Source organism: Streptomyces sp. 8N706 (assembly GCF_052245415.1).
GTDB lineage: Bacteria > Actinomycetota > Actinomycetes > Streptomycetales > Streptomycetaceae > Streptomyces.
The window spans coordinates 1-19,350 of record NZ_JBQQBW010000119.1; the positions used below are offsets into that span (position 1 = coordinate 1).

Genomic DNA, 19,350 nt, shown 5'->3' on the forward strand with positions numbered 1-19,350 from the left:
GGTCAGGGCCGGTCTGCCACGTCCGGGCGACCAGGAGGTCCGGGAGCCGCTCCGGAGGTCCTTGGCGCCGCTGTGGGTGTCGGTGTCGTCCTTGCTGACATCCACCAATGTGCCCGACCCGTGTTAAGTCCGTGCTGCGCGCGCGTGACGCATGCGTACCACTTACGCGAACCCCCGTGCCCGGACGGTTATTTGACGCCCTTCGCCAGGAACGCGAGCAGATCCTGCCTGCTCACCACACCTGTCGGCTTGCCGTCGACCAGCACGATCGCCGCGTCCGCGCCCTCCAGCACCGCCATGAGGTCCGCCACGTGCTCCCCGGAACCGACCTGCGGCAGCGGCGCGCTCATGTGCTTCTCCAGCGGATCGGTGAGCGTCGCCCGCTGGCCGAAGAGCGCGTCCAGCAGCTCGCGCTCCACGACGGAGCCGATGACCTCCGCGGCCATCACGTCGGGGTGGCCGGCGCCCGGCTTCACGATCGGCATCTGCGAGACGCCGTACTCGCGCAATACGTCGATGGCCTCGCCCACCGTCTCGTCCGGGTGCATATGGACGAGCGAGGGGAGCGCGCCCTCCTTGTACGCGAGGACATCGGCGACCCGGGCGCTCGTCCCGGCCTCCTCCAGGAAGCCGTAGTCCGCCATCCAGTCATCATTGAAGATCTTGCTGAGGTAGCCGCGGCCGCTGTCCGGCAGCAGGACGACCACCACATCGTCGGGGCCGAGCTCCCGCGCGACCTTCAGCGCTGCGACCACCGCCATACCGCAGGAGCCTCCCACCAGCAGGCCCTCCTCCTTGGCGAGCCGGCGGGTCATCTGGAAGGCGTCCTTGTCGGAGACCGCGACGATCTCATCGGTCACCTCCGGGTCGTAGGCGGTGGGCCAGAAGTCCTCGCCGACGCCCTCGATGAGATACGGGCGTCCGGAGCCGCCGGAGTAGACGGAGCCCTCGGGGTCCGCGCCCACGATCCGTACCCGGCCGTCGGAGATCTCCTTCAGGTACCGGCCGGTGCCGCTGATGGTGCCGCCGGTGCCGACGCCCGCCACGAAGTGGGTGATCCGGCCGTCGGTCTGCTCCCACAGCTCGGGGCCGGTCGTCTCGTAGTGCGAGCGCGGGTTGTTCGGATTGCTGTACTGGTCGGGCTTCCAGGCCCCCGGCGTCTCACGGACGAGGCGGTCCGAGACGTTGTAGTACGAGTCGGGGTGCTCGGGGTCGACGGCGGTCGGGCAGACCACGACCTCGGCGCCGTACGCCCGCAGCACATTGATCTTGTCGGTGGACACCTTGTCCGGGCAGACGAAGATGCACTTGTAGCCCTTCTGCTGGGCGACTATCGCCAGCCCCACACCGGTGTTGCCGGAGGTCGGCTCCACGATGGTGCCGCCCGGCCGCAGCGCGCCGGACTTCTCCGCCGCCTCGATCATGCGGACGGCGATGCGGTCCTTCACGGAACCGCCCGGGTTGAAGTATTCGACCTTGGCCAGGACGGTTGCCCGGATCCCCTCGGTCACGTTGTTGAGCCGCACCAGCGGGGTGTTGCCGACGAGCTCAATCATCGAATCGTGAAACTGCACGACGTTCTCCAAGTCAGGCGGGGTCTCCGCGGTCGGGCGGGCAGCCGCTCGCGCGTGCCCGTGCCTGTCCAGCCTATTCCGCCTCCGCCCGGCGTACGGGGGCGTTGCGCGGCACGCCCCACGGGGCAACTAGCTAGTGGCACGGTCGTACAGCGGGAGGCGGGGTCGGCATATGTCGATGTCGAGGGCGAGGGTGGCACGACGGATCGCGGCCGCGGCGGCGTACGGCGGCGGCGGGATCGGGCTGCTGGGCGGGGCCGCGGTGGGGCTCCTGCTGACCGAGGTGCAGCTCGCGAGGCGTGTCGTGGGCGGCTCGGGCGACGCGCCGCCGAATGCGGACGGGCGGTACGGGGTGGCGTTCGCCCGACAGGCGGGGCACCGGCCGATCCGGCTCGCCCTCGCCGGGGATTCGACGGCGGCCGGACAGGGCGTGCACCGGCCCCGGCAGACCCCCGGCGCACTGCTCGCCTCCGGGCTGGCGGCGGTCGCGGAGTGCCCCGTGGACCTGCGGACCGTGGCGCTGCCGGGAGCGCAGTCCGACGACCTGGAGCGGCAGGTCACGCTGCTGCTCGCGGACAGCAGCCTGGTGCCGGACGTCTGCGTGATCATGATCGGCGCGAATGACGTGACCCATCGCATGCCCCCGGCCCGTTCGGTGCGGCTGCTCGCCGATGCGGTGCGCAGGCTCCGGGAGAAGAACTGCCAGGCGGTGGTCGGGACCTGCCCCGACCTGGGCACGATCGAGCCGGTCTACCAGCCGCTGCGCTGGGTGGCGCGGCGGATGAGCCGGCAGCTGGCCGCCGCGCAGACGATCGGAGCGGTGGAGCAGGGCGGCCGTACGGTCTCGCTGGGCGACCTCCTGGGGCCGGAGTTCGAGGCGAATCCCCGGGAGTTGTTCGGTCCGGACAACTACCACCCGTCGGCAGAGGGCTATGCGACGGCCGCCATGGCCGTGTTGCCGACGCTGTGTGCGGCGCTGGGGCTGTGGCCGGAGGAGGAAGAGCGGCCGGACGCGTCGCGGCGCGAGGGCATCCTGCCGGTGGCGGAGGCGGCGGCCCAGGCGGCCTCCGAGGGCGGCACCGAGGTGGCAGCGGCCACACCCATGGGTCTCCGGGGCCCCTGGGTTCTCCTCAAACACCGCCGGCGCCGGCGCCTCCCACCGAGCGAGGTGGCACCCACGTCCGAGCCCAAGGTCCGCGACACCTCCTGAGCCCGGGCGGGCCGGGCGCCCCGGCCCGCCCGGAACCGCCCAGCCCGGGCCGCGGCGACCGCGACGGGGGGGGCGGAGCGGCGGCGGGTGGGCCGCCTACCGGTACGCGCTCACACACGGCCCGGCCGGCCTGTCGCTGCGCCCGCCGGCTGCGGCCATCGGCGGTCGAGCACGTCCGGGCGTGGCTCGCTGACGACGAGATCACCGCAGCTGCGGCTGTGGTCCGAGGCGTACGCCCGCCCGCTCCCTCGTCGAGCCCGACGGCGCGTGGGCCGGGTTCGCCCGCGCGGCCGTGACCGTTCGGCTCGACGCCCTGGCTGCCTGCCAACCAACGAGACCCCCGGAAGCCGCATTCCGGGACAAGGAGCACCACGGGCCGGCGCACTTCCGCGCGGAGCGGCCACAGCCGGCGAGGCGATGGCATAGTGGTGAGCAAGCGCTTAGAAAAGAGGTCCGCGTCACAGCCCCGAAACCGTGACCTCCGCAGTACGTGCAGGTAACTTCCCACACAGTCCAGCCTTCTCGTCCCCATGGAGCCGTGATGCCCGAAGCCGTGATCGTCTCAGCCGCCCGCTCGCCGATCGGACGGGCCTTCAAGGGCTCCCTCAAGGACGTCCGCCCCGACGACCTCACCGCCGAGATCGTCAAGGCCGCGCTCGCCAAGGTCCCCGAGCTCGACCCGCGTGACATCGCCGACCTGATGCTCGGCTGTGGCGCGCCCGGCGGCGAGCAGGGCCACAACCTGGGCCGGATCGTCGCCGTACAGCTGGGCATGGACCACCTGCCGGGCTGCACCATCACCCGCTACTGCTCCTCGTCCCTCCAGACCTCCCGGATGGCGCTGCACGCCATCAAGGCGGGCGAGGGCGACGTCTTCATCTCGGCCGGTGTCGAGAGCGTCTCGAGCGGCGTCCGGGGCAACTCCGACACCCTGCCGGACACCCACAACCCGCTGTTCGCCGACGCGGAGGCCCGGACCGCCGCCCGCGCCGAGCAGGAGGGCACCGACTGGCACGACCCGCGGGAGGACGGCCTCCTCCCGGACGTGTACATCGCGATGGGCCAGACCGCCGAGAACCTGGCCCGCTCCAAGGGCGTCACCCGCCAGGACATGGACGAGTTCGGCGTCCGCTCCCAGAACCTCGCCGAGGAAGCCATCAAGAACGGCTTCTGGGAGCGCGAGATCACCCCGGTGACCACCCCCGACGGCACGGTCGTCAGCAAGGACGACGGCCCCCGCGCGGGCGTCACCATGGAGGGCGTCCAGGGCCTGAAGCCCGTCTTCCGCCCCGACGGCCTGGTCACCGCCGGCAACTGCTGCCCGCTGAACGACGGCGCCGCGGCCCTGGTGATCATGTCCGACACCAAGGCGCGTGAGCTGGGCCTGACCCCGCTCGCCCGGATCGTGTCCACCGGCGTCTCCGGCCTCTCCCCCGAGATCATGGGCCTCGGCCCGGTCGAGGCGTCCAAGCAGGCCCTCGGCCGCGCCGGGCTGTCCATCGGCGACATCGACCTCGTCGAGATCAACGAGGCCTTCGCCGCTCAGGTCATCCCGTCCTACCGCGACCTGGGCGTCGACCTGGACAAGCTGAACGTCAACGGTGGCGCGATCGCCGTCGGCCACCCCTTCGGCATGACCGGCGCCCGGATCACCGGCACCCTGATCAACAGCCTCCAGTTCCACGACAAGCAGTTCGGCCTGGAGACCATGTGCGTGGGCGGCGGCCAGGGCATGGCGATGGTCATCGAGCGGCTCAGCTGATCAAAGCTGGTCCGACCCGGGCCTGTCCGATCCGAGCGGGCCGGTCCGGCTCCGAGCCGGACCGGGCCGAGTGGAGTCGAGCCGGGCTGAACCGCATGGCCACCGAGTCGTGACCGAATCTCCCCCAGGATGTGATGAATCCCCTGGGGGAGACTCGTTTGTGCAGGTCGAACGGGTACGAGTAGCAGTCCCGGGCATAAGGTCCTGCCCCTTTGGTGACGTTGTGCACTGACACCGAGAGGCGGTCCACGACAACCTGAGGTAGGAATTCGGGGGATCCATTCGAATCGGGAGTACGTCAGTGAGCGCCATGTCCCTTGCCCTGCTGCTGGCCGCGGCCGCCGCCACGGCCGTGGGCGCAGCGGCCCTCCACGCTGCTCATGGGCTGCGCAGGCAGCTCACCGCCCTCCGCTCCGAGCTCACCGCCTCGGGCTCGACGGGCTCCGCGGCCGTACCCGCCGCCCCTGCCGTACCCGCTGCCCGTGCGGTGCCCGCCGAGGAGATACGGGCCGCTGTGGCCGACGCCCTCGCCGAGGAGCGGGAGCGCGAGCTGGCCGAGGCCCGGGCGTTCTGGGCGGCTCAGGACGCCCGTGACGCGGGCGCCTCGTCCTCCCTGCTCGGCCCGCTGACCGGCTTCGGTGACGAGGCCCCGCTCTACCTCCCGCGCCAGGCCGACTTCGCCGGTCCGGAGCCGCTGCTGGGCGCCGACGCCCTCGACGCGCTGGACGCCCTGGAGGCTGCCATCGAGGAACCGGCCCTGGCCGCCGAGGACGTTCCGGAGACCGCGGAGTCGCCGGAGCTGGCCGCCGCCCGCCGCCGTCACCCCTCGCACCCCGCCAACTCCCAGGACCCGGGCGCCGCCCAGGGGCCGGCCGTGGCCGACCAGGAGCGCACGGTGGCCCGGCTCGACGATCTGGCCGAATCCGCCACCCCGCTCACCGATGTGCGCCCGGGCCCTCTCGGCACCCTCGATGTGTACGTCTTCGCGGACGGCACGACGATCTGCATGACGCCTGGCGACCGCGAGACCGCGGAACAGCTCGCCGATGCGCTGCGCGCGGGCAACGCTCCGGTACTGCTCGGCGGTTCCGGGATCGCCGGCGCCTACTCCCTGACGTTCGCCTACGGCGAGAAGAGCATCTACGTCCTCGCGGACCGCGTCGTCGCCTCGCTCTGACGGGCCCTCGCCCCCGCCAGCACCTCGCACTGACGAACGAATCAGAGACCGCAGCGCTTGGCCGCCGCCTCCACGAGCGCCACGGCCTCGGCGAGCTCCGCACCGCCCTGCGCGGGCTCCGCTGCCCTGGATCCGGCCGCCACCCGTAGCGCTTCGGCCAAATCGTGACCCGCCACCGCCACCTGGTCCGCCACCGCGAAGATCCCCACCTCCGGCATGCTCCGCGGCTCACGTTCCGGAGACTCGAGGCGCTGCGCACGCCTGGCCAACTCCCGGGCCAGCGCCAGTCCTTCGTCGGCCGCACCCCGCTGCAGGCGGCTCTGCGGGGCCGACCGCAACCGGTCGGCGAGACGGTCCACAGCTGCCACCAAAGGCGTCACATCCAGCACGCCGCGAGCCTATGCGCCGCCCCCTGCCTGTTGCCAATGGGCGAACGCTCAGGCACGGTGGCGTGAAGGACCAACCTGGTACACGAAAGTGAACCGGCAATGGACGCGTCCGGAGGCGCCGATGTCCCAAGTCTTCTCCGAAGAGACCCACCGGAACCTGCTTTCCCGTATCCCCCAGTGCACTGGCCGTGAAGTCTCCGACTGGCTGCGCACCGTCGATGACGGCCCCGCTCTCTTCCGCTTCGAGGAGAAGGTGAACTGGCTGCGTGGCGCGCACCAGCTCGCCTACGGCCATGCCAAAGCGATCATCCATGAACACGACCTGAGGCGGGCAGCGCGCAAGCTGCTCTAGAAGCGGCCCCGCGCACCGCCGTTCGAGCGAGAAGGCCGAAGGGCCCGGAGGCGCAGGAACGCCTCCGGGCCCTTCGCGGTGTCCGTACGGCCCCAGCGGGCCCGCGGACGTACGGTCAGTCGCCGCGCAGGATCGAGATCAGACGCAGCAGCTCGAGGTAGATCCACACCAGGGTCAGGGTGAGGCCGAAGGCCGCCAGCCAGGACTCCTCGCGCGGAGCGCCGTAAGCGATGCCGTCCTCGACCTGCTTGAAGTCGAGCGCCAGGAAGCAGGCGCCCAGGACGACGCCGATGACACCGAAGAGGATGCCGAGGCCACCGCTGCGGAAGCCCAGGCCGTCACCGCCGCCGAAGGCCATGAACAGCAGGTTCACGGCGGTCAGCAGCACAAACCCGATGGCGGCTGCCATCACATAGCGGTAGAACCGCCGGTTCACCCTGATGAGGCGGGTCTTGTAGGCGATCAGCACACCGGCGAAGACCGCCATCGTGCCGAGCACCGCCTGCATCGGGGCACCCTCGAACCGGGCGTTGAACGCACCGCTCAGCGCGCCCAGGAAGAGACCCTCGAAGGCCGCGTACGCCAGGATCAGCGGCGGGGAGGCCTTGCGCTTGAACGCCTGGACCAGGCCGAGCACCATCGCCACCAGACCGGCGCCGAAGGCGAGCGGCAGGGGCAGCTCCATGAGCCATGCGAGCGCGGCACCGACGGTGACGGTGCCGAGCGTGATGCCGGTGCGCATGACGACGTCGTCCATCGTCATACGGCCGGTCTGCAGCGCCCCCGTCGGCGGGGCGCCGTACGGCTGCTGAAGCTGCTCGGGCGTGAGGGTCTGGCCCTGGCCGTACGGGTTACCGCCCTGCGGTGCGTACGGGTTGCCGCCCTGTGGCGCGTACGGGTTGCCGGTGGCGTACGGGTTGCCCTGCTGGGCTGCGGCGGGGCCCCCGGCCTGTGGCGCCGCGTTGAAGCCCGCGAAGCCGGTGTCGCGGCTGAATCCCCGTCGCGAGAAGACCGGGTTGCTGCTCCTCATCTCACTCCTCCATGGCCGCCGGGCGCGACCTTGCCTCAAGAGTAATGGGTAAGCAAAGGATGCACCCTAGTACCGAGGGAGGATCTTTCGGAAGCCTCGGCGAACGCGGGGAGAACCCGTGGTCTCCCGGGACCACCGCGAGAAACGGCCCCGCGTCAACCCGGGCCCACCCGCTGCGGCGTTCCCGCGGGAACGCCGCAGGGCGCACCTCCGGTGGTGTACCCGCCACCCCTGATGGCGAATCCCGCCGATGGCGGACACCCGTCTCCGCCCCCCAGGGGGAGGAGACGGACAACCAGGGCCGGTCGGTGATGTCAGGAGCCGGCTCACGGAGTGCGTTCCGGCTGGTGCAGCCTCATCGCCGTACGCACGGACGCCCCTTGTCCGCCGGTGCCACCGGGCCTGCGGGCAGCGGCGCATGGCCCCATTCGGCGCCCCATATGCATGAGCCCTATGTCCGATGACACACGAACCGGTCGGCCCGCCCTGCCGAGGTGTCGACGAAGGCACTCGCACACCCCTTCGGGCACCGCAGACTGCTCCGCGGGTCGCCGACCTCGCGCACCGTCGGGGCCTTGCAGTGGGAGCAGTACCAGCACGGCGTGTAGGGGTAGGTCACGTCCCACCACAGGGGACTGCTGCACGTGGGGCACTTCACGACGACGGGCATCGGCGGGCCGAACGACATGGCGACATCGTCCCCTTCGGCCGGAAATGCCGAGGTTATTCGGCACCTCACTCACCCGTACGGGCTGTACCTCCCGCCCGCCCCGCCACCTGCTCCCATCACTCGATGCCCGCTGGGCCGAACGGCGGAGGCGGGGGGAGTCGGCGACCCTGGCGGGCAGATGCCCGGGGCCACCGCCAGCGACGGCCCGAGTACGAAGGGTGCGCCCGGGGGATTGCGAGGTGCCCGGAGCCGGACTTGAACCGGCACGGCCCTAAGGCCAGTGAGGTTTAAGCTCACCGTGTCTGCATTCCACCATCCGGGCAAGGCTTCCCGGACCGTCCGAACGGCTTACGGTCGACCCCAGGGCGCAGCCAGAGCCTATCCGGGCCGGTCCCCCGAACAGCCCTGCAACAGACGGAGGTTGTCTGATTTTATTGGCAACTGAGCCTCCATCAGGGCCTTCTACCGGTGGTCGGGACCCTGCCGGGCCCGTGAGCCCGGTTCCTCTCTTCGGTGTGGGATTGACGGAAAATGACCGCCCCTCTCAGGGGTGCTGTCATACCCAAGGAGGACCCCCGGCCGTCCGGGTCACTCCCGGGAGGGCCCCGGGAACCGGAGCAGGGGCTGATGGTTACGGACTCGTCGGCCTGCACGATGGGAACGTCCTTCCGCACGACGTCCCGACAGGAGCCCCGTTCCGTGACCCCCACCTCTTCCGGCGTAAAGACCGCCACCCGCACCACCGCGGTGGCCGCCCGCGCCACGGACCTGACCAAGGTCTACGGCCAGGGCGAGACCCAGGTGGTCGCCCTGGACGGCGTCTCCGTCGAGTTCCGCCGGGCCGAATTCACCGCGATCATGGGCCCCTCGGGCTCCGGCAAGTCGACTCTGATGCACTGCGTCGCGGGTCTGGACTCCATCTCCTCGGGCTCCGCCCGTATCGGTGAGACCGAACTCACGGCGCTGAAGGACAAGCAGCTCACCCGACTGCGCCGCGACAAGATCGGCTTCATCTTCCAGGCCTTCAACCTGCTCCCGACGCTGAACGCGTTGGAGAACATCACGCTGCCGATGGACATTGCGGGCCGTAAGCCCGACAAGGCGTGGCTGAACCAGGTCGTTCAGACGGTGGGGCTGTCGGGGCGGCTGAAGCACCGTCCGACGGAGCTCTCGGGCGGCCAGCAGCAACGGGTGGCCGTGGCTCGCGCACTGGCCGGCCAACCCGAGATCATCTTCGCGGACGAGCCGACCGGAAACCTGGACTCCCGGTCCGGCGCGGAGATACTGGGCTTCCTCCGCAACTCCGTACGCGAACTGGGCCAGACCGTGGTCATGGTGACCCATGACCCGGTCGCCGCCGCCTATGCCGACCGGGTCGTCTTCCTCGCCGACGGCCGGATCGTCGACGAGTTGTACGGACCGAGCGCGGACGCCGTCCTGGACCGTATGCGCGGCTTCGACGCCAAGGGCCGCACCAGCTGAGAGACGGCGGTCCGCCGCCGTCTCTCCGCGCCGGCCCGCCCGTACTCCGCGGCAGGCCGTGCCCGAGACCGGCCCCTTCCGCCCGTACCCGGGGCACGCCGTCGCGCGTACCCCGCGGCGCCGTTGCGCCCCGTGCACCGCGGCAGGCCCGCCGTGCCCGATGCCGGTCCCTCCGCCCCCTGCCTCCGGCCTGCTCTGTCAGGGGCGGGGGCTTCTCCCTCAGGAATCGAGAATGTTCCGAACCGCCCTACGCAATGTGCTCGCCCACAAGGCCCGGCTGTTGATGACCGTGCTCGCCGTCATGCTCGGCGTCGCCTTCGTCTCCGGCACCCTGGTCTTCACCGACACCGTCGGCAACGCCTTCAAGAACAAGTCGGCCAAGAGCTTCGACCACGTCTCCGTGGCCATCCGTTCCCACAGCCCCTCCGGCCCGGACGGCACCGGCCGCGATCAGCCCGAACCCACGCTCACCGACGCCCTGTTGAAGAAGGTCGAAGGCGTACCCGGCGCCCAGTCCGCCACCGGGGTCCTCTCCGGCTTCACGGCCCTCGCCGACAAGGACGGCAAGCTGGTCGGCGAGGGCTGGAGCACCCTCGGCGGCAACTACTACCCGGGCGCCGACGGCAAGGACGACCGCTACACCTTCACCGAGGGACGGGCCCCGAAGGCCGCCGACGAGATCGCCCTGGACAGCAGGACCGCCGGGCGGGCGGGTTACCGGGCCGGTGACACCGCACGGGTGTCGACCGACGGTCCGGTGATGCGGCAGAAGATCACCGGCATCTTCGACACCGACGACGGCAATGTCGTGGCCGGCGGCAGCCTCGTCCTCTTCGACAACGCGACCGCGCGCAAGGTGCTCGTCGAGACGCCCGAGTACGACGAGATCACCGTCAAGGCCGACCCCGGCACCTCCGAGGCGGCGTTGAAGGGCGCCGTCGAGAAGGTCCTGCCGAAGGACACGGAGGCCGTCACCGGCCAGGTCCTGGCGGACGAGCAGGACGACCTCATCGCCGGGCAGACCGAGGCGATGAGCCAGGTGCTCCTCTACTTCGCGGGCATCGCCCTCTTCGTCGGCATCTTCATCATCGCCAACACCTTCACCATGCTGGTCTCCCAGCGCATCAGGGAACTCGCCCTCATCCGCGCCGTGGGTGCCTCCCGCCGCCAGGTGACCCGCTCCGTGCTCATCGAGGCGTTCATCGTCGGTGTGGTCGCGGCCGTGTCCGGCTTTCTGCTGGGCATCGGGGTCGCGGTGGGCCTGCGCTCGCTGCTGAACTCGACCGGGGCCTCGCTGCCCGACGGCCCGCTCGTCATCGCCCCGGGCACCGCGCTGGTCGCGCTGGCCGTCGGACTGCTCGTCACCATGCTCGCCGCCTGGCTGCCGGGCCGGCGCGCCGCCAAGGTGCCGCCGGTCGCGGCGATGAACAGCGTCCACGCCACGCCCACCACCCGCAGCCTGGTGGTCCGCAACACGATCGGCTCGGTCATCACCGCCCTGGGCGCCGCCCTGGTGTTCCTGGGGGCCTCGATGAACGAGGACGGCAACGCGTACATGGCGGGTGGCGCCGCGGTGATGCTCGTCGGTGTCATCGTGCTCACGCCGCTGCTGTCCCGCCCGGTCATCGCGGCCGCGGCCCCGCTGCTGAACCGGTTCGGCGTCGCGGGCAAGCTGGCCCGGCAGAACGCGCTGCGCAACCCGCGCCGTACCGCCTCCACCGCCGCCGCGCTGATGATCGGCCTCACCCTCGTCACCGCGATGACCGTGCTGGCCATCTCGATGCAGAACGCCATCAACAAGATGGCCGTGGACTCGCTGAAGTCCGACTACTCGGTCAGCATGGCCAACTTCACGCCGCTCTCCCCGGATGTGCGCAAGAAGCTGGACGCGCTGCCCGAGGTCGAGACGACCAGCCCGATGCGCGAGGCGTACGGCGAGGTCGGCGACGGCTTCGACCGCATCACGGGTGTCGACCCCCGGACCGTCGGCCGGCTCCTCCGACTGGACTTCAGCAGCGGCTCGTTCGATGCCCTGAAAGGCAAGGGCGCGCTGGTCGACACCACGACGGCCGAGAAGCAGAACCTTCAGGCCGGGGACCCGCTCCCGGTGACGTTCGACGACGGCGGGAAGGACCGGCTGACGGTCGCCGGTGTCTACGAGAGCAACGAAATGATCAACGGTGTGTTCGTCTCCACCGCCGTGGTCGACCCGCACCTCGAGAAGGTCGCGGACCAACAGGTGCTGGTGAAGGTGGAGAACGGCGCCTCGGACAAGGCCGAGCAGAGCATCGTCGAGGCCCTGGGGGAGAACCCCGCGATCCAGATCCAGGACAAGCAGGCCATCAGCGACAAGATCGGCGATCAGATCAATCTGCTGCTCAACATGTTGTACGGGCTGCTCGCCATGGCAGTGCTCATCGCGGTGCTCGGTGTCGTCAACACCCTGGCCATGTCGGTGTTCGAACGGAAGCACGAGATCGGTATGTTGCGGGCCATCGGTCTGGACCGGGCGAAGGTCAAGCGGATGGTCCGGCTGGAGTCGGTCGTGATCTCGCTGTTCGGCGCGGTGCTCGGCATCGGGCTGGGGATCTTCCTGGCCTGGGCGGCGGGCCGGTCCATCGCGGCCAACGTGTCGACGTACTCGATGCGGATCCCGTTCGACCGGATCGCGGTCTTCCTGGTGATGGCAGCCTTGGTCGGAGTCCTCGCCGCGCTCTGGCCGGCCCGCCGGGCCGCCAGGCTCAACGCCCTGGAGGCGATCAAGGCCGAATAGCGTGCGGCCCGCCCCCGGTACGAGGGCCCGGCCCGCGGTCGGCACCGCGGGCCGGGCCTCGTCATGTGTCCCCCGGTCAGCCCCGCCAGTCGCGGCTGCGCAGCGGCAGGCCCGAACCGCCGGAGCCGTCCGTCCGGACCGCGAGGACCTGGTTGACGCCGATGCGGTTGCGTTCGAAGGAGAGTGCCGAGGCGGCCATGTAGAGCTGCCAGACACGGGCCCGGCCGGGCGAGGTGAGACGGACGGCGTCGGCCCAGCCCTCCTCGAGGTTGGCGACCCACCGGCGCAGGGTCAGGGCGTAGTGCTCACGGATCGACTCCAGGTCGCGGACCTCGAACCCCGCATCCTCCAGGAGGGAGACCGTACGGCCCGCCGGTGCCAGCTCGCCGTCCGGGAAGACGTACGCGTCGATGAACTCGTCGACGTGGTAGGCCTCCTCGTCCCGGACGGGGCGGCGGGCGATCTGGTGGTTCAGCAGCCGTCCACCGGGCTTCAGCAGCGCGTACAGGGCGTCGGCGTACTCCCGGTAGCGGGCCGCCCCGACGTGTTCGGCCATCCCGATCGAGGAGATCGCGTCGTACGGCCCGTCGGCCACATGGCGGTAGTCCTGGACGCGGATCTCGACCCGGTCGGTGAGGCCGGCGTCGGCGATCCGCTTGCGGGCGTAGGCGGCCTGTTCGGTGGAGAGGGTGACGCCGACGGCGCGGACGCCGTACTCGCGCGCCGCGTGCAGCACCATCGAGCCCCAGCCGCAGCCGACGTCCAGCAGCCGGTCGTCCGGCTTCAGCGCGAGCTTGCGGCAGATCAGATCGAGCTTGGCCAGCTGGGCGTCCTCGAGGCCGGCACCCTCGTCCCAGTAGGCGCAGGAGTAGACCATGGACGGGCCGAGCACCAGCTCGTAGAAGTCGTTGCCGACGTCGTAGTGGTGGCTGATGGCGGCCTTGTCGCGGCGCGGGCTGTGCAGCACACCGCTGCGGCGGCGCACCTCCTCGCGGGGCGGGGGCGGCGGGAGGCCGGGCCCCGCGAGGGCGAGGAACTCCCGTGCCGCGGCGCGCAGTCCGGGGTCGCGGAGAGCGGCGATACGGCTGAGGGCGGACTGGCCGCCGCCGGTGCCGGTGTCGCGCTCCCAGAGGATGCCCGCCAGCCGGTCGAGCGCCTCGTAGAGATCTCCGTCGAACTCGATCTCACCGCTGACCCAGGCGCGGACCAGGCCCAGTTCGCCCGGCCGCCACAGCATACGGCGCAGGGCGCGGCGATGGCGTACGACGAGGGTGGGGGCATCCGGGGGGCCCGCCTCACTGCCGTCCCAGGCACGGATACGGACCGGGAGGGGGAATCCGAGCATTTCCTCGGCAAGAGCGCTGAGCCTGGGCGCGGCTTCGGCCATGTCGTACACCTCCATGACGGCGGATCGACGGGGTCCATCGGTTACGTCAACGCCAACGGACTCGCGTCACAGTTCAGTTGCCGCGTAAGAGAACGGTAAAAAACCACCATGTATGCATACGCCGAAAAGCCTCCCCAAAACCCGGAAAGGGCGCCCGCACCACGGATGGCGGGCGCCCTTTCGGGGTTCTGATGTGTGCGACCTGCGTCAGGAGGCCTTGGCCTTCTCCGACGTGTCGCTCGGGGTGGCGCGCTTGGCCGACGCGGCCGAGACCGGGCGGGCGGCCTCGTAGAACTCCTCGCGGGGGTTCTCCATGGCGCCGAGGGAGACGACCTCGCGCTTGAGGAACATCGCCAGGGTCCAGTCGGCGAAGACCCGGATCTTACGGTTCCAGGTCGGCACCGCCATGCCGTGGTAGGTCCGGTGGAAGTACCAGGCGAGCCGGCCCTTGATCTTGATCTTGGCCTTGCCCATCACGACCATGGCGACGCCCTTGTGCAGGCCGAGGCCCGCGACGGCGCCCTTGTTGGCGTGCTGGTAGTCCTTCTGCGGGAAGCCGCGCATCCCGGCGATCACATTGTCGCCGAGGACCCTGGCCTGGCGCAGCGCGTGCTGGGCGTTCGGCGGGCACCAGGCGTTCTCGACACCGGCGGCGCGGGCGGCGAGGTCCGGGACCTGGGCGTTGTCGCCCGCGGACCATATGTAGTCCGTGCCCTTGACCTGCAGGGTCGCTTCGGTGTCCACATGGCCGCGCGGGCCGAGCGGCAGACCGAAGCGGGCCAGCGCCGGGTTGGGCTTGACGCCCGCGGTCCACACGATGGTGCTGGAGTCGACCTCGAGGCCGTTCTTGAGCAGCACATGGCCGTCGACGCAGGACTCCATCGAGGTGTTGAGGTAGACCTCGACACCACGCTTCTGCAGATGCTCCAGGCCCCACTTGCCGAGCTCGGGACCGACCTCCGGGAGGATCTTGTCCGCGGCGTCGACCAGCACGAAGCGCATGTCCTCGCGCTTGACGTTCGGGTAGTACTTCGCGGCGTCGCGGGCCATGTCCTCGACCTCGCCGATGGTCTCCGCGCCGGCGAAGCCACCGCCGACGAAGACGAACGTCAGGGCCTTGCGGCGGACGTTCTCATCGGTTGTCGAGTCGGCCTTGTCGAGCTGCTCGAGGACGTGGTTGCGCAGACCGATGGCCTCCTCCACACCCTTCATACCGATGCCCTGCTCGGCGAGGCCGGGGATCGGGAAGGTGCGGGAGACAGCGCCGAGAGCCACCACCAGATAGTCGAACGGCAGCTCGTAGGCCTCGCCGACGAGCGGTGTGATGGTGGCGACCTTGCGGTCCTGGTCGATGATGGAGACCCTGCCGGTGAGGACCTCCGCCTTCGGGAGCACGCGTCGCAGGGGGACAACGACGTGTCGCGGGGAGATGCTGCCGGCGGCAGCTTCGGGGAGGAAGGGCTGGTACGTCATGTACGAGCGCGGGTCGACGACCGTGACGGTCGCCTCGCCGTGCCGCATCTTCTTGAGGATGCGGCGCGCCGCGTACAGGCCTACGTACCCACCGCCTACAACGAGGATCCTGGGACGCTCCGTGGTGCTCATGATTCGAGTATCCAGCACCCCCCAGGGGGGTGCTCGTGAGCCCCTTCACAAGCTCCTCCGACCCCTCTGCTACACTCCGCCGCCGCAGTGACCGAGGCCATAGCGCCGACGGGAACCAGCATGTAAGGAACGTGGTTGAGCACCGCCCTGAACTGGCCTTGTTCCGCTCACCACCCGTGGACGACCGACACCGGCCACACCGGCGTAACACAGCCGGGAGGGCCCACGACCCCGTGGGACGGGGGCGGGCAGGCCACTTATCCATGGTTTACGAGCCACAAGGGCGTCCCTTGGGCCACTTTTTCATGTGAAGAGTTTCACGAAGTTTCTCGGGCGGCCCCCTCAGGCCACGCTCCAGGCGATGCCGTCGAGGATGTCGTGCTCGCTCACCACCACGTCCGGGGCCCCGGTCCGCTCCATGATCGAGAGCAGTACGAGCGCCCCGGCCGCGATCACGTCCACCCGGCCCGGGTGCATCACAGGGATCGCGGCGCGCTCCGCGTGCGTCGAGGTCAGCAGGGTGCCGGTGATCTCCCGGACCTGCTCCAGGGGGATCCGCGCGTGGTGGATGGCGGCCGGGTCGTACTTCTCCAGGCCCAGCGCGATGGCCGCGACCGTGGTGACGGAGCCGGCCAGCCCGACGAGCGTACGGGCCTCGTGCAGCGGCACCGTCTCCTCGACGAGGTCCAGGGCGGCGGCGATATCGGCCTTTATCGCGGTGATCTGACCCAGCGTCGGAGGATCGCCGACCTGCCCGTCCTGGACGAGGTGGCGCTCCGTCATCCGCACACAGCCGATGTCGACGGAGCGCGCGGCGCGTACCTCGTCGTCCCCGACGACGAACTCGGTCGAGCCCCCGCCGATGTCCACCACCAGATACGGCTTCTCGAAGGAGGGCTTGCCGCCGTTCTCCCGTGCGGTCAGCTCCTTGGTGGCCCCGGTGAAGGAGAACTCGGCCTCCTGGTCGCCGGTGATCACCTCGGGTTCCACCCCCAGGATCCCGACCACGCCGCGGACGAAGTCCTCCCGGTTCTCCGCGTCCCGGGAGGCGGATGTGGCGACGAAGCGAAGATGCCGGGCGCCGAACTCGCGGATCACCCCGGCGTACTCACGGCATGCGGCGAACGTCCGCTCCAGAGCCTCGGGCGCCAGCCGCCCCGTACGGTCCACGTCCTGGCCGAGCCGGACGATCCTCATCCGGCGGTCGAGCTCCTTGAGGTCCCCGGTCTCCGGATCGGCGTCCGCGACGAGGAGCCGGATGGAGTTCGTACCGCAGTCGATGGCGGCGACCCTCGTCATCGCTTCTCCTCCCCCGGAGCCCCGGACGATTCCACGGCCGGCGGAGCGCTGACACACGGGCCCTTGTTCCACCACGGCGGCAGCATCGCGATGGCCTCGTCGCCGAGCGGGTTCACCCCGGGCCCCGCGGCCAAGGAGTGGGCGACCAGCACATGCAGGCACTTCACCCGGTCGGGCATCCCGCCCGCGCTGGGGAAGCCCTGGAGCACCTCGATCTCGTCACGGCGCCGGATGTAGTCCTCGTGCGCGGCCCGGTACGCGGCGGCCAGCTCCGGGTCCTCGGCGAGCCGGGCCGTCATCTCCCTCATGACGCCGTCGGCCTCCAGGGTCCCGATCGCGGAGGCGGCGCGCGGGCAGGTCAGGTAGTACAGCGTCGGGAAGGGCGTGCCGTCCTCCAGCCGCGGCGCGGTCTCCACCACGTCGGGCAGCCCGCACGGGCAGCGGTGCGCGATGGCCCGCAGTCCGCGGGGGACGCGGCCGAGCTGCTCGCCGATCGCCGCGATGTCGGCGTCGGAGGGCGGGGTGGGTTCGGTCGTGGGAGGGGGCGTTTCCATGCCTGCGCAGATCTCTTCGGTCGGTTCGGATCGGGCTCAGCGTCGTGCGTCGGCGCGGTCGACACCGTCCCAGAGGGTGGTGTACCAGGGGCGCTCGGCCGCGCTCTCGTCGTGCCGGCGGGTGGCGTCGCCTCCGGTGCCGTGGACCACGGTGTAGCCGGTCTCCCCGGGGCGTACGTAGTGCAGATGCTCACGGGCCTGCCGCTCTACGTACGCCGGGTCCTGCCAGCGGGCCTTCTCGTCGCGCAGCCTCTCGACCTCCTCGCGCGCCCGTTCGGCCCGGCGCTGCTGCTCGGCGATCTCCGAGCGCTGTGAGACGAACTGCCGCATGGGGTAGGCGAGGGCGACGACGAGTGAACAGACCACGAGCGCGAGCAGCGCCGCACGGCCCGTGAGCCGGCTGCGGCGCTGGGGCCTGGCACGCGAACTGGCCCGGTAGACCCGGGCGGCCTGCTCGCCGAGGGCTTTGAGCCTGGTCGCGGTGGAGAAACGCTCCCGCTCTCCGGCCACGTCGCCTCCCCTGTCGCTTCCGTATCGCTTCCGGTGACGTTCCGGTCAACGTTCACGTACGTACGTACGTCCCCGGCCACGGTACGGGACCGGGCGCGGGGACGTACGGATGCCGGGCGCGGCGGACTCGCCGGCCCGCCGGACCGGCTCGTTCTACTGGGAGCGGAACCGCGGGAAGGCGGAGCGGCCCGCGTAGACCGCGGCGTCGTCGAGGATCTCCTCGATGCGCAGCAGCTGGTTGTACTTGGCGACGCGCTCGGAGCGGGCCGGGGCGCCGGTCTTGATCTGACCGCAGTTGGTGGCTACGGCCAGGTCGGCGATGGTGACGTCCTCGGTCTCGCCGGAGCGGTGGGACATCATGCACTTGTAGCCGTTGCGCTGGGCCAGCTCGACCGCGTCGAGGGTCTCGGTCAGGGAACCGATCTGGTTGACCTTCACCAGCAGGGCGTTCGCGGTGTCGTTCTCGATACCGCGGGCCAGGCGCTCGGGGTTGGTGACGAACAGGTCGTCGCCGACCAGCTGGACCTTGTCACCGAGCTGCTCGGTGATGGTCTTCCAGCCGTCCCAGTCCTCCTCGTTCAGCGGGTCCTCGATGGAGACCAGCGGGTACGCCTCGACCAGCTCGGCGTAGTAGGCAGTCATCTCGGAGGCGGAGAGGGACTTGCCCTCGAACGCGTACACGCCGTCCTTGTGGAACTCGGTGGCGGCGACGTCGAGCGCGAGCGCGATGTCCTGGCCGGGGGTGTAGCCGGCCTTCTTGATGGCCTCGACGATGAGGTCGAGCGCCTCGCGGTTGGAGTCCAGGTTCGGGGCGAAGCCGCCCTCGTCGCCGAGGCCGGTGGACAGGCCCCGCTCCTTCAGCACGGACTTCAGGGTGTGGTAGACCTCGGCACCCCAGCGCAGGGCCTCGGAGAAGGACTCCGCGCCGATCGGGGCGATCATGAACTCCTGGATGTCCACGTTGGAGTCGGCGTGCGAGCCGCCGTTGAGGATGTTCATCATCGGGACCGGCAGCAGGTGGGCGTTCGGGCCGCCGAGGTAGCGGAAGAGTGGCAGGTCGGACGCCTCGGAGGCGGCGTGCGCGACGGCGAGCGAGACGCCGAGGATGGCGTTGGCGCCGAGCGAGGACTTGTCCGGCGTGGCGTCCAGGTCGAACATCGCCTGGTCGATCAGCCGCTGCTCGGTGGCGTCGTAGCCGACGAGCTCCGGGCCGATCTGCTCGATCACGGCGAGGACGGCCTTCTCGACACCCTTGCCGCCGTAGCGGCCCTTGTCACCGTCGCGGAGCTCGAGGGCCTCGAACGCACCGGTGGAGGCACCGGAGGGAACCGCAGCACGGCCGGTGCTGCCGTCGTCGAGGCCGACCTCGACCTCGACCGTGGGGTTGCCTCGCGAGTCGAGGATTTCCCGGGCTACGACGACGTCGATGGACGGCACGAGCATCTCCTTCTGGGTATGACGCATATACGCAGTGTCTCGTTGGCGCTGCGGCATGAGCCTAACCGCACCGGCGCCCTCGGCCGGCCTCCTGCTCGCCCGCCGAGACGAAAAGGCCCCCAAAGGCCAGCAAAGCAGG

General features: G+C 70.5%; 15 protein-coding genes and 1 tRNA gene. 6 read left to right on the forward strand and 10 right to left on the reverse strand.

Annotated features, from left to right (window positions below):
* Nucleotides 1–188: 188 nt before the first annotated feature.
* Complete coding sequence (locus ACTWQE_RS29115) at nt 189–1,574, reverse strand: cystathionine beta-synthase (RefSeq protein WP_443332059.1); 1,386 nt, start codon at nt 1,572–1,574, stop codon at nt 189–191.
* Nucleotides 1,575–1,746: 172 nt separating this feature from the next.
* Here ACTWQE_RS29115 and ACTWQE_RS29120 point away from each other — a divergent pair, with 172 nt between their 5' ends.
* From ACTWQE_RS29120 to ACTWQE_RS29130, 3 genes are all read left to right on the forward strand, one after another.
* On the forward strand, nt 1,747–2,784 hold the full coding sequence (locus ACTWQE_RS29120; RefSeq protein ID WP_443332060.1) for an SGNH/GDSL hydrolase family protein: 1,038 nt from the start codon (nt 1,747–1,749) through the stop codon (nt 2,782–2,784).
* Nucleotides 2,785–3,325: 541 nt separating this feature from the next.
* Entirely contained in the window at nt 3,326–4,546 is a 1,221-nt protein-coding gene (locus ACTWQE_RS29125) for an acetyl-CoA C-acetyltransferase (RefSeq protein ID WP_443332061.1), read from the forward strand.
* Between the two features lie 310 nt (nt 4,547–4,856).
* Nucleotides 4,857–5,723 (forward strand): hypothetical protein, encoded by an 867-nt coding sequence (locus ACTWQE_RS29130; RefSeq protein WP_443332071.1) that lies wholly within the window; start codon nt 4,857–4,859, stop codon nt 5,721–5,723.
* A 41-nt stretch (nt 5,724–5,764) separates the two neighbouring features.
* On the opposite strand, the gene ACTWQE_RS29135 is transcribed toward ACTWQE_RS29130, so the two are convergent.
* Nucleotides 5,765–6,112 (reverse strand): hypothetical protein, encoded by a 348-nt coding sequence (locus ACTWQE_RS29135; RefSeq protein WP_443332062.1) that lies wholly within the window; start codon nt 6,110–6,112, stop codon nt 5,765–5,767.
* A 121-nt stretch (nt 6,113–6,233) separates the two neighbouring features.
* Here ACTWQE_RS29135 and ACTWQE_RS29140 point away from each other — a divergent pair, with 121 nt between their 5' ends.
* On the forward strand, nt 6,234–6,464 hold the full coding sequence (locus tag ACTWQE_RS29140) for a DUF4287 domain-containing protein (protein WP_443332063.1): 231 nt from the start codon (nt 6,234–6,236) through the stop codon (nt 6,462–6,464).
* Nucleotides 6,465–6,579: 115 nt separating this feature from the next.
* On the opposite strand, the gene ACTWQE_RS29145 is transcribed toward ACTWQE_RS29140, so the two are convergent.
* Nucleotides 6,580–7,494, reverse strand: coding sequence for a Bax inhibitor-1/YccA family protein (locus ACTWQE_RS29145; protein WP_443332064.1), 915 nt, complete (start codon nt 7,492–7,494; stop codon nt 6,580–6,582).
* 910 nt (nt 7,495–8,404) lie between these two features.
* Nucleotides 8,405–8,486, reverse strand: a tRNA-Leu gene (locus ACTWQE_RS29150).
* 332 nt (nt 8,487–8,818) lie between these two features.
* On the opposite strand from ACTWQE_RS29150, the gene ACTWQE_RS29155 reads away from it, so the two are divergent.
* Nucleotides 8,819–9,646 carry an ABC transporter ATP-binding protein gene (locus ACTWQE_RS29155; protein WP_443332072.1) on the forward strand — a complete coding sequence of 276 codons (828 nt, stop codon included), beginning with the start codon at nt 8,819–8,821 and terminating at the stop codon, nt 9,644–9,646.
* A 232-nt stretch (nt 9,647–9,878) separates the two neighbouring features.
* Nucleotides 9,879–12,419, forward strand: coding sequence for an ABC transporter permease (locus ACTWQE_RS29160; RefSeq protein WP_443332065.1), 2,541 nt, complete (start codon nt 9,879–9,881; stop codon nt 12,417–12,419).
* 76 nt (nt 12,420–12,495) lie between these two features.
* On the opposite strand, the gene ACTWQE_RS29165 is transcribed toward ACTWQE_RS29160, so the two are convergent.
* The 6 genes from ACTWQE_RS29165 to eno all read right to left on the reverse strand — a co-directional run bounded on the left by ACTWQE_RS29165 (nt 12,496) and on the right by eno (nt 19,211).
* Nucleotides 12,496–13,806 (reverse strand): class I SAM-dependent methyltransferase, encoded by a 1,311-nt coding sequence (locus tag ACTWQE_RS29165; RefSeq protein WP_443332066.1) that lies wholly within the window; start codon nt 13,804–13,806, stop codon nt 12,496–12,498.
* Between the two features lie 207 nt (nt 13,807–14,013).
* Complete coding sequence (locus ACTWQE_RS29170; RefSeq protein WP_443332067.1) at nt 14,014–15,411, reverse strand: NAD(P)/FAD-dependent oxidoreductase; 1,398 nt, start codon at nt 15,409–15,411, stop codon at nt 14,014–14,016.
* A 342-nt stretch (nt 15,412–15,753) separates the two neighbouring features.
* A complete protein-coding gene (locus ACTWQE_RS29175; protein WP_443332068.1) occupies nt 15,754–16,710 on the reverse strand; it encodes a Ppx/GppA phosphatase family protein in 957 nt (318 codons plus the stop codon).
* Nucleotides 16,707–17,264 carry a DUF501 domain-containing protein gene (locus tag ACTWQE_RS29180; protein ID WP_443332069.1) on the reverse strand — a complete coding sequence of 186 codons (558 nt, stop codon included), beginning with the start codon at nt 17,262–17,264 and terminating at the stop codon, nt 16,707–16,709. Before ACTWQE_RS29180 ends, ACTWQE_RS29175 begins: the two co-directional genes overlap by 4 nt.
* Before the next feature lie 36 nt (nt 17,265–17,300).
* Nucleotides 17,301–17,774 (reverse strand): FtsB family cell division protein, encoded by a 474-nt coding sequence (locus ACTWQE_RS29185; protein ID WP_443332070.1) that lies wholly within the window; start codon nt 17,772–17,774, stop codon nt 17,301–17,303.
* A 153-nt stretch (nt 17,775–17,927) separates the two neighbouring features.
* Nucleotides 17,928–19,211 (reverse strand): phosphopyruvate hydratase, encoded by a 1,284-nt coding sequence (eno, locus tag ACTWQE_RS29190; protein ID WP_443332073.1) that lies wholly within the window; start codon nt 19,209–19,211, stop codon nt 17,928–17,930.
* Nucleotides 19,212–19,350: the final 139 nt, after the last annotated feature.

Coding starts and splice junctions, on each gene's coding strand:
- ACTWQE_RS29120 (WP_443332060.1), top strand. CDS start 1,747: ATGTCGATGTCGAGGGCGAGGGTGGCACGACGGATCGCGGCCGCGGCG.
- ACTWQE_RS29125 (WP_443332061.1), top strand. CDS start 3,326: ATGCCCGAAGCCGTGATCGTCTCAGCCGCCCGCTCGCCGATCGGACGG.
- ACTWQE_RS29130 (WP_443332071.1), top strand. CDS start 4,857: ATGTCCCTTGCCCTGCTGCTGGCCGCGGCCGCCGCCACGGCCGTGGGC.
- ACTWQE_RS29140 (WP_443332063.1), top strand. CDS start 6,234: ATGTCCCAAGTCTTCTCCGAAGAGACCCACCGGAACCTGCTTTCCCGT.
- ACTWQE_RS29145 (WP_443332064.1), bottom strand. CDS start 7,494: ATGAGGAGCAGCAACCCGGTCTTCTCGCGACGGGGATTCAGCCGCGAC.
- ACTWQE_RS29155 (WP_443332072.1), top strand. CDS start 8,819: ATGGGAACGTCCTTCCGCACGACGTCCCGACAGGAGCCCCGTTCCGTG.
- ACTWQE_RS29160 (WP_443332065.1), top strand. CDS start 9,879: ATGTTCCGAACCGCCCTACGCAATGTGCTCGCCCACAAGGCCCGGCTG.
- ACTWQE_RS29165 (WP_443332066.1), bottom strand. CDS start 13,806: ATGGCCGAAGCCGCGCCCAGGCTCAGCGCTCTTGCCGAGGAAATGCTC.
- ACTWQE_RS29170 (WP_443332067.1), bottom strand. CDS start 15,411: ATGAGCACCACGGAGCGTCCCAGGATCCTCGTTGTAGGCGGTGGGTAC.
- ACTWQE_RS29175 (WP_443332068.1), bottom strand. CDS start 16,710: ATGACGAGGGTCGCCGCCATCGACTGCGGTACGAACTCCATCCGGCTC.
- ACTWQE_RS29180 (WP_443332069.1), bottom strand. CDS start 17,264: ATGGAAACGCCCCCTCCCACGACCGAACCCACCCCGCCCTCCGACGCC.